The organism is Pantoea sp. Z09 (assembly GCF_022394795.1).
GTDB lineage: Bacteria > Pseudomonadota > Gammaproteobacteria > Enterobacterales > Enterobacteriaceae > Pantoea > Pantoea latae.
The window spans coordinates 3503778-3516978 of record NZ_CP092373.1; the positions used below are offsets into that span (position 1 = coordinate 3503778).

Here is a 13201-nt window from a genome sequence, read left to right on the forward strand (position 1 = left end):
CATTACCAGCGAAACCACCCTCAGCCGCAGAAAATTATTACGCCTCTACAAAGAGATTAACGGCTGCTCCCCAGCAAAAGGCATGCTGCCCTTTTCGCCAGACTGGTTTATGTCCTGGGAGCAGAATATTCACTCCTCGCTTTTTTATAATATTTATCTCTATCTTCAGCGCATGGAAAAGCAGCGCCCGATTATCACCCTGCTGAAAGCCTACCGTCTCTATAGCGAACAGTGTCCGTGCGAGCCGGGGAAAAAGCCGGTGCTGGAGTTTACCCGCGCCTGGACGCTGCTGCGCTTTATCGACTGCCATATGCTGGAGCAGGTAGCCTGCTCGGTGTGCGGCGGCAATTTTATCTCGACCTCGCGCTATACCAACGCGCTGTTTACCTGCAGCCTGTGTCATCCGCCTTCACGCGCCAGTAAAAAAGCGCCGTCAGAAGCGCGCTGCTAATCTGCCCTCCTCGGCCGCGCACCAGGCCCGCTCTGTTTCGCGACAGGCCTGGCGGGCGGCAGACGAAATCTTCATTTCACGCCGTCGTGCCGTCAGCCGCTGTTGCACGCTTCTTCGCCCTTGTTTGATCCCCTTCGCAAAATGAAACATTCATTCCTTTCTCTCTTCATTTTAGAAAAAACATTTGCTAAAAATAGCCCGGACCGCCAGCAGAACGGCTGATGGAATTCCATCAGCAAAAGGTTAGAGAGGGCAGCGCAAGGCTTTCTATAGTGGAAACTCGCCGCCGTGGCTTAACAGACGAATAACGATGGAGATGTTATGTTCCCCTCTTCCCTGCCCGTTCCCCGACTGCCTGACGCCAACACGCTTCCCACGCTGCGCTGGGGCATCGTCGGCCCCGGCTGGATCGCCGATCGTTTCGCCAGCGCCCTCTGCCAGCATACTGGCCAGCAGCTCGTCGCCGTTTCCTCGCGCAGCGTTGATAAGGCGCAGGCGTTCGCCGATAAATGGTCTGTTCCCCACGCCTGCGGCGGCATCGATGCGCTGCTGGCGCGCGACGACGTCGACGCCGTCTATATCGCCACGCCCCATAATCACCACTTTCCCGACGGGCTGCGCGCGCTGCAGGCGGGAAAACATGTGCTGATTGAAAAGCCACTGGCGCTCAACGCGCAGCAGGGGGCGGCGCTGCAGCAGGCGGCGCAGCAGGCGCGGCGGCTCTGTATGGAGGCGATGTGGTGCGACTATGCGCCGAAATATGACGTTATCCGCCAGCTGCTGGCGGATGGCGCGCTGGGCGAGGTGCACAGCCTGATCGCCGATCATGGCGAGTTTTTTACCCCGGATCATCGCATTTTCAATGCCGATCTGGCCGGCGGGCCGATGCTGGATCTCGGCAGCTATCTGATCAGCTTCAGCATTCTGGTCGGCGGCGCGCCCGAGCGCATCATGGCGCAGGGCGAGCCGGCGCCAGGCGGCGTCAACGGCCAGACTGCCATGCTTTTTACTCACAAAGGCGGCATGCAGTCGGTGCTGCACACCACGCTGTTCAGCAACACGCCGGGCACGGCGGTGATTGCCGGACGCGACGCCACGCTTTACCTCGACGGCCAGTTCTACGCGCCGGGCAACTTCCGCCTGGTCTCCAGCGACAGACGCCAGACGCTGCACTGGGAAGAGCCGGCCAGCCGCTACCAGCAACTCTGCCATGAGATCAACCACTTCGCCTGGTGCGTCGGCCAGAGCCTGACGGATTCGCCGCTGCGCTCGCTGGCAACGTCGCTGCTGACGCTGCGCGCGATGGATGAAGTGCGTCGCCAGATCGGCGTGGTATTCAACGAAGAACGCTAAATCAAGCCAGGAGCCGTAAAGATGAAAATCGCTTTTGACGTGGATGTCATCAGAGACATGGGCATTACCCGCATGGTGCATCAGGTGGCCGAGTGGGGCTATAAGTATATCGAGCAGTCGCCCCATCCGCAGATCAACCCGTTTTACAAGCACCCGAAGGCGAGCCGGGAAATCATGCGCGAATATAAAAACGCGCTGAACGCCACCGGTGTGGAGATCTCGTCTTTTATCACCGTCTACCGCTGGTCCGGCCCGGATGAGCTGCGCCGTCAGGCGGCGGTGAAAAACTGGAAGCGCATGATTGAGATCGCCGTGGAGATGGGCGTGCAGGTGATCAACACCGAGCTTTCCGGCAACCCGAACGAGCCGGAGATCTGCGAAGAGATGTTCTACCGCTCGATGGAGGAGCTGCTGCCGATTTTCGAACGCGAGAATATCCGCGTCGAGATTCAGTCGCATCCGTGGGACTTCTGCGAGAACAGCAACGAAACCGCCGATATGGTGAAGTCGTTCCGCAGCGACAACGTGAAGTATGTTTACAGCGTGCCGCACACCTTCTTTTACGACAACGGCAAAGGCGATGTCCGGCCGATGCTGGAGTACGCCGGCGAGGATCTCTCCCACGTGCTGATCGCCGACACCATGAACCACACCAAGCACTGCCGCTATATCGTTAACCCGCCGGGCGTGGACGCCACTATCCACCAGCACGTCGGCGTCGGCGAAGGCGAGGTTGATTTCGACACCCTGTTCCAGACGCTGCGCGAGATGGATTTCGCCAACCGCACCTATAAAGTGGGCGGCGAATCCATTATCGCCTCCGCGCTGTTCGGCTATCCCGAAAAGATGAAGACGCAGGCGGTGGAGACGCGCGAGCTGATCGAGCGCGAGCTGCTGAGCCGCTAAATCAGCCGTTCGACCTGCACGAAGCGGCCGCTGGCCAGCGACTCGCACGCCGCTTCGGCAATCGCCTGCGCCTGCAGGCCATCCATCAGGCCAGGCAGATCCGCCACCGTTTCGCCGCCCAGCTGGCGCAGGAAGGCGTCCAGCTGCGCGTAATAGGTGTCGCGCACGCGGCTGAACCAGTCCGGAAACAGGCCGGGCTGCGTGACGCCGCTCTGCTGATAGAGCGTGGCGCCGCGCATCGCCTGCGGCTCTGAGGCGATCATGCCGGCCGAGCCGACCACGCTGATGCGTTCGTCATAGCCGTAGGCGGTGCGCCGCGTGTTATCGAGCTGCGCCAGCGCGCCGCGCGACAGCCGCATGATCAGCACCGAGGTGTCGACGTCGCCCAGCTCGCGCAGCGCAGGCTGTGCCAGCGCCGCGCCCAGCGCGCCGACGCTCTCTACCTCGTCGCCGGTGAGGAAGCGCAGCAGATCGAAAAAGTGGATCGCCTGGTCGCGCATCTGGCCGCCCGAGGCGCGCAGGTAGTCGAGCGACGGCATCTCCGAGGCGCGGCACGCCATCTGGATCAGCTCCGGCGCGCCGATGCCGCCCTGCTGGATATGCTGCTTCAGCTGCTGATGGCTGCGGTCGAAGCGGCGGTTAAAGCCGACCGTGACCGGCACCTGCAGCGGCAGCAGGCTTTCGACCACCGCGCGCGCCTTCGCCAGCGACAGGTCGATGGGCTTTTCGCAGTAGACCGCCTTGCCCGCCCGCACCGCCTGCGCCAGAAAGTCGGCGTGGGTCGGCGTCGAGCTGGCGATCAGCACCATGTCGATATCCTCGCGGCTAAACGCCTCGTTCACCTGGCCTGCGCGCGCGCCGTAGCGCCGCGCCAGCGCCTCGGCGCGCGACGCGTCGATATCGCACACCAGCGCCAGCTGCGCGCCGGGATGCGCCGCCAGGCTGGCGGCGTGAACCTGACCGATAAAACCGCTGCCTATCAGGGCAACGCGTTGCGTAACAGGCGACATTTCCGTTTTCCTCTTCACAGTTCGGGATGGATGACGTTGTCAAAATAGCCCGTTCTGTCAGGCTGGCTAAACGCAGAAATTGATGGAATTCACTCAGCATGAAGCGAATGACGCTCAGTCATCTGGCGCGCGTGGCAGGCGTCGGCGTGGCGACCGTAGACCGGGTATTGAACGATCGCGGCGGCGTGTCGCCAGCGATGACAAAAAAGGTGCTGGAGGCGGCACGCGCGGCGGGCCTGAACCGCATCCTGCCGGAGGAGCACCGTCAGCCGTGGCAAATTGAGGTGATCCTCAGCGGCAACGACTCTTTTTTCTTTCAGCAGCTGGCGCAGGATTTTCAGCAGCTGGCCGACGCGCTCGGCTATCGCCGTCTGCGCCTGCAGCGCACCTTTATTGCCGAAGACGCGCCGGAGAAGCTGGCGGCGCATCTGCTCGCCAGCAGCCGCCGGATGGACGGGCTGATGGTTTTCGCCCATGAGCATCCGGCGATTTACCAGGCGCTGCGCGACTGCAAAGCGCGCGACGTGCCGGTGATCACTCTGGTGTCCGATCTGCCCGACGCCGAGCGTTTGCTGCATGTCGGCATCAACCAATTGCAGGCCGGGCGCACCGCCGGGCTGATGATGGGCAGCATGCTGGCGCGCGCGGGCGAGGTGCTGATGGTCAGCGGCCGCGTCGACTATCGCGCCCATCGCCAGCGCATCGACGGCTTTCGCGACGTGCTGCAGCAGCGTTTTCCCCACTTGACGCTGCGCGAGGCGCTGGCCGGACAGGAAGATCGCCAGCGCATCAGCCGGCTGCTGGAGAAGGCGCTGGTGGCGTCGCCCGGCATCGTCGGCATCTACAACACCGGCCTCGGCAACCGCGAGATCGCCGAGGCGCTGGCGCGCCACCGCCGCGAGCGCGACGTGGTCTACATCACCCATGAGCTGTACGCTACCACGCGCCAGCTGTTGCAGCAGCGCATCCTCACCTTAACCCTCGATCAGCATACCCAGCGCCACGCCCAGCTGGCGCTGAACCTGCTTTTGCAGCATCTGGAAAAGGGCGACCATTTTTCCACTTATGCAGACGGGCGCGTCGACTTTATGCTCTATACCCAGGAGAACGTCGATTAGCGAACGCCAGCAGGGTTAAACCGCGTTTTTTCGCCCTGCTACACTCAATGACGTCTGACACACTCACATCCACAAGGCGAACCCACACTATGTCGGAAAACAGCTATCAGCCCGCAACAGTCTGGAAATGGGATCCGGAAGCCAAAGGCAACGGCGCGAAAACCAACCGTCCCATCGCGGGCGCCACCCATGAAAAAGCGCTGCCGGTCGGCAAACATCCGCTGCAGCTCTACTCGCTCGGCACGCCGAACGGCCAGAAAGTGACGATTCTGCTGGAAGAGTTGCTGGCGGTTGGTGTTAAGGACGCCGAGTATGACGCCTGGCTGATCCGCATCGGCGACGGCGATCAGTTCGGCAGCGGCTTTGTTGATATCAACCCCAACTCCAAAATCCCGGCGCTCAGCGATCATTCGGTGACGCCGCCGCAGCGCGTGTTTGAGTCTGGCAATATCCTGCTCTATCTGGCGGAAAAGTTCGGCCATTTCCTGCCTGAGGATCCGGCGGGCCGCACCGAAGCGCTGAACTGGCTGTTCTGGCTGCAGGGCGCGGCGCCCTTCGTCGGCGGCGGTTTCGGCCACTTCTATCACTACGCGCCAGAGAAAATCGAATACGCCATTAACCGCTATACGCTGGAGACCAAACGTCTGCTCGACGTGCTGGATCGCCGTCTGGCGGAGAGCCGCTTCCTCGGCGGCGACGCCTATACCATTGCCGATATCGCCACCTGGCCGTGGTTCGGCGGGCTGGTGCTGAGCAATCAGTATGGCGCCACCGAGTTCCTCGACGCCAAATCCTACAAGAACGTGGCGCGCTGGGCGCAGGAGATTGCAGAGCGTCCGGCGGTGATCCGCGGGCGCAAAGTGAACCGCGTGATGGGCGACCCCGCCGACCAGCTGCACGAGCGTCACGACGCAGCCGATTTTGACACCAACACCGAAGATAAACGCCAGGCGTAAAGGAGCCAACAATGAGCGCATATGTCATCTTTATTCGCGACAAAATTACCAATCCGGAAGAGTTCGCTATTTACGGCGAGAAGGCGGGCAAAGCGCGCGGCGATCACCCGATTACGCCGCTGGCGTTTTATGGCCAGCTGGAGACGCTGGAAGGGCCGGAAGCAGACGGCGTCGTAGTGCTGGAGTTTCCGTCGGTAGAGGCGGCGCACGGCTGGTATGACAGCCCGGAATATCAGGAAGCGAAACAGCACCGTCTGAAAGGCGCGGAGTACCGCGTGGTGCTGGTGCAGGGCGTAGAGAAGTAACAAAAGGGACGCCGTTCGGCGTCCCTTTAAAATCTTGCAGCGTGCCGACGCGGGTTGCATGGCCCGATCGCAAAGACGCAAAAAGCGGCATCCCTGCCAGCTCGGCCCGCGACATCCCTGTCGCGGGACGCTTTGCTCCTCGGTCCATGCAACCCGCGTTTTACGATTTGTGCCCGCTATGAAATAAAAACAACGCCGCTTCGCCTTAATTCAGCTGAATGCGCGCCACGCTATCCGGGCCTTTGCTGCTGTGATCCTTATTAAAGCCCTGCTTAATGGTGACGTAGAGCGTCTGACCATCCGGCGTGACCAGCAGGCTGTTGGGATGCCCCTCGAACGACCAGCTGTTTTTCACCGCGTAGGTGGTGGCGTCAAGCTGCAGCACCTTCTGCGATTCACGCTGGCTGATATAGATCTCGTTGCGCTTCGCGTTGAACTTGATGCCCAGCGCGTCGCCGTCGATGCGCTTGATCACCTTGCCGCTGCGCTCGTCGAACACCAGCGTGGTCTTCGCCTTTGAATTATCCGTCACGAACAGGCGGCCGGTGGCCGGATCCTCCGCCATATTCAGCAGCAGATACTCTTTGCCGTCGCCAGCGGTCAGACGCTTCTCGATCTTATGGCTGCGCGGGTTGATCACCAGGATCTCGCCGCCGCCGTTCGCGGCGTAGATGCGGTCGGTGACCGGCGAATAGATAATGCCGGTGACCCACTTGCCGGCGTTTTTAATGCGCGTCTTCAGCTTCATGCTCTGCGCGTCCACCACCCAGATCACGCCCGGATCGCCCACGCCGCCGATATAAAGCTCATCGTTATGCAGGAAGATCTCGCGCGCGCCGAACGGGAAGCCCTTCTCGTTGCGCTCACTGAACAGGGTGCGCGCCAGCACCTTGCCCTTGACCGGATCGATCTTCGAGACGCCGCCGTCGAGCGAGTTGGTCACGTAGAGCACGCTGCCGTCGCTGTTCATGGTCATGCCGAAATTCTTCAGGTCGGTGTAGCCCTTGCCGGTGGTCTCCAGCGTGGCGGGATCGAGGCGATAGATTACCCCGCCGCTGACATCCTTGAAGGCGTCGGCGCTGGCGACGTAGAGCGCCTTACTGCCCGGCACGTAAGCCATCTCATACAGGCCGAAGCCGAGTTCGCGCTGCTTTACCTGCGAGGTGGCCGGCTGCGCGGCGGCAGCGACGGCTGGTGCTTCGGCTTTTTTTGCCGGCGCCTGGCAGGCGCTCAGACCAAAGGCGGCGGCAACCGCCAGAGCAAGCGCGGCGTGGCGCGGGCTGAACAGAGATTTCATGCATGACTCCCTTGTGAAATAAGCTGCGCCCTGATGCTGCGCGCGCAAAAAGAATGAGAATCATACGCATTAACAATCAGTGTGTAAATGTTCACCCGTTGCTGCCACAGCCTTTACGTCTCAGCGCGTAGCCGCGCCTGCAGAAAATCCACAAAGGCGGTAATGCGCGTCGGCAGCTGGCGCTGCGCCTGCCAGACCGCGAAGATATCACCGTCGGGCGCCTGCCACTCCGGCAGCACGTGCAGCAGCTCGCCGCGCGCGATGGCGTGCTGCGCATCCCACCACGACCGCAGCAGAATGCCGTGCCCGTCCAGCGCCATGCGCATCGCCACCTCGCCGTCGTTGGTCAGCAGGCTGCCGCGCACCTTCTGGCTGACGCTCTCTTGCTCCCGCACAAAACGCCACAGGGTGAAGTCCCCTTCATGCTGGCGCAGCAGAATGCAGTTGTGCTGCGCCAGAGCGTGGATATCGTCAGGCAGACCGCAGCGCGCGGCATAGGCGGGCGAACAGCAGAGAATGCGCGGGTTGGTGCGCAGCCGACGCGCCACCAGCCGGGAATCGGGCGGTTCGCCGACGCGCACGTCGATATCGACGTTGGCGTCGAGAAAATTGAGCGGCTGGCTGCTGAGCTGTAGCGAGAGCGCCAGTTCAGGATGCAGCGCCGCAAACGCCGAGACGCAGGGCGCGACGTGGCGGCGGCCAAAGCCGAACGAGGCGTTGATATTCAGCGTGCCGCGCAGCACCTGGGTCTGGCTGCTCACCGCCTCCTCCAGCGCCGCCAGCTGATCGAGCAGCGGACGCGCGCCCTCCAGATAGCGCCGCCCTTCGACCGTCAGCTCCAGCCGCCGCGTGGTGCGCTTCAGCAGCTGCACGCCGAGCCGCCGCTCCAGCTGGCTCAGGCGCTTGCTTACCGCCGCCAGCGACAGGCCGAGATCGCGCGCCGCCGCCGTTAAACTGCCCAGGGTGGCGATACGCACAAAAAAGGCGAGATCGTCGGTCGAGGTGCGGGATTCTTTACTTTGATTCAACATTGGCTTGCGTTTCAGGCTAATTATTTCCCGGTGATGCAAAGTTATACTGCGTCGACAATTCGAACATCAACCCAAAGAGGTGCCCTGTGACGGAAAAAATTCATCGTATTGCCGTAATTCCCGGCGACGGTATCGGTAAAGAGGTGATGCCGGAAGGCATTCGCGTAATGAACGCGGCGGCGGAGAAGTTTGGCATCGCGCTGCGCTGGGAGTGGTTCGACTTTGCCAGCGCCGAATACTGGCAGCAGCACGGCAAGATGCTGCCCGACGACTGGTTCGCGCAGCTGAAAACCTTCGATGCGATCTATTTCGGCGCGGTGGGCTGGCCGGCGATCGTGCCGGATCACGTTTCACTGTGGGGATCCCTGCTGCAGTTCCGTCGCGAATTCGATCAGTTCGTCAACCTGCGGCCGGTGCGCCTGATGCCCGGCGTGAAAGCGCCGCTGGCCAACCGCCAGCCGGGGGATATCGACTTCTACGTGGTGCGCGAAAATACCGAAGGCGAATACTCCAGCGTCGGCGGCACCATGTTCCCCGGCACCGAACGCGAAGTGGTGATCCAGGAAACGGTGATGACGCGCGTCGGCGTCGATCGCATCCTGAAATTCGCCTACGAGCTGGCCAACAGCCGCCCGAAAAAGCACCTGACCTCCGCCACCAAATCCAACGGCATCGCCATCACCATGCCCTACTGGGATCAGCGCATCGAGGCGATGGGCGAGCACTATCCGCAGGTAGAGGTCGACAAGTACCATATCGATATTCTTACCGCCAACTTCGTGCTGCATCCCGACTGGTTCGACGTGGTGGTCGCCAGCAACCTGTTTGGCGATATCCTTTCCGATCTCGGCCCGGCCTGTACCGGCACCATCGGCATTGCGCCTTCCGCCAACATCAACCCGGACCGCACCTTTCCCAGCCTGTTTGAACCGGTGCACGGCTCCGCGCCCGATATCGCCGGCAAAGGCGTGGCCAACCCCATCGGCCAGATCTGGTGCGGCGCCATGATGCTGGAGCACCTCGGCTATAAGGAAGCGGGCGACGCGGTGGTCGACGCCATCGAGCGCACTCTGGCGCAGGGTGAGTACCTGACGCGGGATCTGGGCGGCGAAGCGGGCACCGAAGCGCTCGGCGCCGCTATCGCCGCCGCGCTCAGCGCCTAATCCACGACAAAGCGCTCAGCGCTCCAGCCTGGCGGCAGCGGTTCAGGCCGCTCCACCGCCAGCTCACGCCAGCGCAGATCCTCGACGCCGCGCGCAAACAGCGCCGGCAGGCCGTGAGGATAGCGCTCGACGCCGAACGCCTCTCCCGTGGCCGGATCGCATTTATAGGCGTTGTCCATCCCCATGCCGGTCGGCGCCTCTGGGTTGCACGGCGGCCGAATATCATACTCCCCCTGCCCGCTCTGGCGACTGACCACCTGGCGCAGCTGCACGTCGGCGATCAGCACATTGCGGATATCTCCTGGCCGCGCCGCGTGCAGGTTGATCGCCCCCTCGGCTGTGCCGCTCGCGTGGGTGAACTGCAGCTGCTCGACCCGCCCTGGCTGCACCGCCGGATCGCGCGGGCGCACCGACACGAAAAGCGGATCTGCCTTGCCCCAGTGGCACGGCGGCGCGTGGCGGCAGACAAAGGTGAGATGGCTGAACAGCAGCCGCCGCATCGTGCCGCCGTCGCGCGACAGAATGCCGATGCCGCGATTGGAATCAAAAAGGGTGCAGTGGGTGACGGTGACGTCCTCGATATCGTCGAAGGTTTCGCTGCCGATCTTAAAGGCGCAGCTGTAGGAGCGCAGCAGGCAGTTGCTGATGGTGATCTGCCGCGCGGGGCGGCGGAGCGCGGCGGGTTTAGCGGTGGTTTTGATGCAGATGGCGTCGTCCGCCGCGCTGAAGTAGCTGTTGCTGACAAACACCGCCTCGCAGCTGTCGATGTCGAGCGCGTCGGTGTTGGGCATCGTCATCGCGTTGTCGATGGTCAGATGATCGATATGCACGTGGCGGCAGCTCACCAGATGCACCGTCCACATCGGCGCCTGCACGATGCTGAACCCCTCCAGCGTCACCTGCTCGCACGCTTCGAACACGATAATGCGCGGCCGGTGCGGCTGCGGCTGCCGATAGCCCTGATCGTCGCGTTCGGCGGCGAACCAGACCTCGCCGTCGCCGTCGATCCTGCCCTTGCCGCTGATGGTCAGGTTGCGCTGACCGCAGGCGTAGAGCAGCGCGTAGCGCGAACGCTCCGCCTCGCTCTGCGTCTCTACGCGCTGATAATCTTCGGGCCGGCGGCTGGCAAGCAGCACCGCGCCCGCTTCCAGATGCAGTTCGCTATCGGACGATAAGATCAGCGTGCCGCAGCGGTAGCGGCCCGGCGGCACCGTGAGGCGTCCGCCGCCGTGCGCCGCCAGCTGATCCAGCGCGCGCTGCAGCGCGGCGGTGTCCAGGGTTTCGCCGTCGGCGGCTGGGTGAAAATCGGCAAGGGAAAGATGCATGGTTCGGCTCCTGCTAAAGAAGAAGCCGCTATTTCAGCGCGTCCGGCAGAGAGAAACCTTTATCTGGCCGCCACCTTGCCGCTTTGTGCGTCGCCTCGCAAAATCAGCGGTGACGGGCCAGGGCCAGCGCGCCGCTCAGCGCATCGCCCTGCGGCGTCGTCAGCTGGCGCCGCAGCGTTTCCGGCAGATAAGGCGCAATGGGCTGCGCCAGGCCGCCCATCAGCGCCAGCTTGCCAGACTGGCGCGCCAGCAGCGGCTGCGCCATCAGGGCGATCTCCTCTGCGCTCTGCCGCACCAGCGCCAGGCCGTGGAAATCGCCCTGCTGCGCGGCGGCGAACACCTCCGGCACCACGCTGCCCCAGTCGGCGGTGGTCGCCTGCTGCGACCAGAGCAGCAGCGTTTCCGCCTCATCCTCAAAGCGCGCCATCAGACGCTGCGTCAGGGGCGAGGCGGGCAGGATCGCCTCATGCGCCAGCAGCGCCAGCCGCAGCGCGCGCTGGCCCAGAATCGCACCGGAGCCAAGATCGGAGAGGGCAAAGCCCCAGCCGCCCAGCAGGGTAAAGCTGTCGCCGTCCCAGCAGGCGCCCTGGCTGCCGGTGCCGACGATAAACACCGCGCCAGGCGCACCGCCGTGCGCGCCCATACAGGCGATTTCGACGTCGGTCACCACGCGCAGCGAGGCGCACGCTGGCCGCCAGCTCGCCAGACGCCGCTGCACCGACGGCACGTTGGCGCCCGCCAGCCCGGCGACGATATGCAGCCGCGCGACGGCGATGCGCGCCTCGCGCGTCACCTGCGCGATCAGCGCGTCAAGCGCGCCGATGGCCGCGTCATAGGCGGCAAAAACGTTCGCCGGGCCGCCTTCGGCCTGCGCCAGCAGCACGCCCTGCGCGTCGGTCAGCCTTGCGCGGCAGCGGGTGCCGCCGCCGTCAATGCCAAGATAGTAATCAGGATCCATGCTTAATTCCGCGTCGCTTCATGTTGGGGATCATTCTCCAGTTTCTGGCGCTTGCGTAAATGCGGAAACAGCGCCATCCACAGGCCAACCACCACCAGTGTGCCGACGCCGCCGATCGCCGCAGCGGGCACCGCGCCGAAAAAGGCGGCCAGCATGCCCGACTCAAACTCGCCGAGCTGGTTCGAGGTGTTGATAAAGATGGCGTTCACTGCGTTGACGCGGCCGCGCATATCGTCCGGCGTGTCGAGCTGCACCAGCGCGCCGCGGATCACCATGCTCACCATATCGAAGCCGCCGAGCGCGGCCAGCGCCAGCAGCGACAGCCAGAGCTGCGTTGAGAGCGCGAACACCAGCGTCGCGACGCCGAACCCGGCCACCGAGCCGAACATAATCATGCCGACATGTTTTTCCAGCTTATTACGGCTCAGCCAAATGCCCACCAGCAGCGCGCCCACCGACGGCGCGCCGCGCAGCAGACCGAGCCCCCACGGGCCGGTATGCAGAATATCCTGGGCGAAAATCGGCAGCAGCGCCGTGGCGCCGCCGAGCAGTACCGCGAAGAGATCGAGCGAAATCACGCCGAGCACATCTTTGCGATCGCGGATAAAGCGCACCCCGGCAAAAAGATTGGGCAGGTTCATCGGCAGGCGCGTCTGCGGCGGACGCTCGTAGCGCAGGCGCGCCACCAGACAGAGCGACAGCAGATAGAAGGCGGCGGAAACGCCGTAGACCACATCCGGCCCGGCAACGTAGAGCAGGCCGCCCAGCGTCGGGCCGACGATCACCGCCGCCTGGCTGCCAACCGAGGTCGATGCCATCGCGCGCGCCAGGATCCCAGGGGGCACCAGCGCCGGCAGCATAGAGGTAATTGCGGGCCACTCCAGCGCTTTTGCCACCGAAATCAGAAACACCAGTCCCCAGATTTCAATTTTGCCCGCCCAGTGAAACAGCGTCAGAAACACCAGCGCCACCAGCGCGGCGCACTCAATCAGCTGGCCCAGCAGCACGATGCGGCGGCGGTCAAACTGATCGGCCAGATGGCCGGCGGGCAGCGCCAGCAGCACCGACGGCAAAAACTGCATCAGGCCGATAATGCCCAGCGCCATTGCGCTGTTGGTAAGGGCGTAGATTTGCCAGCTAATGGCAACGGAGAACATCTGAAAGCCAAACGATGAGCAGGTGCGCGCCAGCCAGAACGCGACAAACGCGCGGTGTTTTAACAGCGACTCGTCCGCTGTCGGTGCCATAGATCCCATATTCTATCCCGTTAATCAGTATGCTGGCTCACGTCATGGCGCGAGCCTCTCTTCTTTATCCGCGCAGGTGAA

At 63.2% G+C, this 13201-nt stretch carries 12 protein-coding genes and 1 pseudogene; 7 read left to right on the top strand and 6 right to left on the bottom strand.

Annotated elements, in window-relative coordinates:
- Position 1: 1 nt before the first annotated feature.
- From MC269_RS16805 to MC269_RS16815, 3 genes and pseudogenes are all read left to right on the top strand, one after another.
- Positions 2 to 451, top strand: a pseudogene (locus MC269_RS16805) (FlhC family transcriptional regulator); the annotation flags it as partial.
- Between the two features lie 321 nt (positions 452 to 772).
- Entirely contained in the window at positions 773 to 1804 is a 1032-nt protein-coding gene (locus MC269_RS16810) for a Gfo/Idh/MocA family protein (RefSeq protein ID WP_239953094.1), read from the top strand.
- A gap of 21 nt (positions 1805 to 1825) precedes the next feature.
- A complete protein-coding gene (locus MC269_RS16815) occupies positions 1826 to 2710 on the top strand; it encodes a sugar phosphate isomerase/epimerase family protein (protein WP_081137148.1) in 885 nt (294 codons plus the stop codon).
- Here the strand turns inward: MC269_RS16815 and MC269_RS16820 are convergent.
- Positions 2707 to 3720, bottom strand: a complete 1014-nt coding sequence (locus MC269_RS16820; protein WP_239953095.1) for a Gfo/Idh/MocA family oxidoreductase — start codon at positions 3718 to 3720, stop codon at positions 2707 to 2709. The two genes, MC269_RS16815 and MC269_RS16820, sit on opposite strands and share 4 nt — an antisense overlap.
- Positions 3721 to 3818: 98 nt before the next feature.
- Between MC269_RS16820 and MC269_RS16825 the strand changes: the two genes are divergently transcribed.
- The 3 genes from MC269_RS16825 to MC269_RS16835 all read left to right on the top strand — a co-directional run bounded on the left by MC269_RS16825 (position 3819) and on the right by MC269_RS16835 (position 6099).
- Positions 3819 to 4838 (top strand): LacI family DNA-binding transcriptional regulator, encoded by a 1020-nt coding sequence (locus MC269_RS16825; RefSeq protein WP_239953096.1) that lies wholly within the window; start codon positions 3819 to 3821, stop codon positions 4836 to 4838.
- Between the two features lie 89 nt (positions 4839 to 4927).
- On the top strand, positions 4928 to 5794 hold the full coding sequence (yghU, locus tag MC269_RS16830) for a glutathione-dependent disulfide-bond oxidoreductase (RefSeq protein WP_239953097.1): 867 nt from the start codon (positions 4928 to 4930) through the stop codon (positions 5792 to 5794).
- 11 nt (positions 5795 to 5805) lie between these two features.
- On the top strand, positions 5806 to 6099 hold the full coding sequence (locus MC269_RS16835; RefSeq protein WP_239953098.1) for a DUF1330 domain-containing protein: 294 nt from the start codon (positions 5806 to 5808) through the stop codon (positions 6097 to 6099).
- Between the two features lie 205 nt (positions 6100 to 6304).
- On the opposite strand, the gene MC269_RS16840 is transcribed toward MC269_RS16835, so the two are convergent.
- Positions 6305 to 7396, bottom strand: coding sequence for a YncE family protein (locus MC269_RS16840; RefSeq protein ID WP_239953099.1), 1092 nt, complete (start codon positions 7394 to 7396; stop codon positions 6305 to 6307).
- 113 nt (positions 7397 to 7509) lie between these two features.
- Positions 7510 to 8427: a LysR family transcriptional regulator gene (locus tag MC269_RS16845; RefSeq protein ID WP_239953100.1), complete on the bottom strand. Its 918-nt coding sequence runs from the start codon at positions 8425 to 8427 to the stop codon at positions 7510 to 7512.
- 86 nt (positions 8428 to 8513) lie between these two features.
- On the opposite strand from MC269_RS16845, the gene MC269_RS16850 reads away from it, so the two are divergent.
- Positions 8514 to 9590, top strand: a complete 1077-nt coding sequence (locus tag MC269_RS16850; protein WP_305802678.1) for a tartrate dehydrogenase — start codon at positions 8514 to 8516, stop codon at positions 9588 to 9590.
- Here the strand turns inward: MC269_RS16850 and MC269_RS16855 are convergent.
- The 3 genes from MC269_RS16855 to MC269_RS16865 form a co-directional block, all read right to left on the bottom strand.
- Positions 9587 to 10915 carry a glycoside hydrolase family 28 protein gene (locus tag MC269_RS16855; RefSeq protein WP_239953101.1) on the bottom strand — a complete coding sequence of 443 codons (1329 nt, stop codon included), beginning with the start codon at positions 10913 to 10915 and terminating at the stop codon, positions 9587 to 9589. The genes MC269_RS16850 and MC269_RS16855 overlap by 4 nt on opposite strands.
- Before the next feature lie 103 nt (positions 10916 to 11018).
- Entirely contained in the window at positions 11019 to 11873 is an 855-nt protein-coding gene (locus MC269_RS16860; protein WP_239953102.1) for a BadF/BadG/BcrA/BcrD ATPase family protein, read from the bottom strand.
- Between the two features lie 2 nt (positions 11874 to 11875).
- The gene (locus MC269_RS16865) at positions 11876 to 13129 is read right to left on the bottom strand and encodes an MFS transporter (protein WP_081140695.1); all 1254 of its coding nucleotides are present in this window, start codon (positions 13127 to 13129) and stop codon (positions 11876 to 11878) included.
- Between the last annotated feature and the right edge of the window lie 72 nt (positions 13130 to 13201).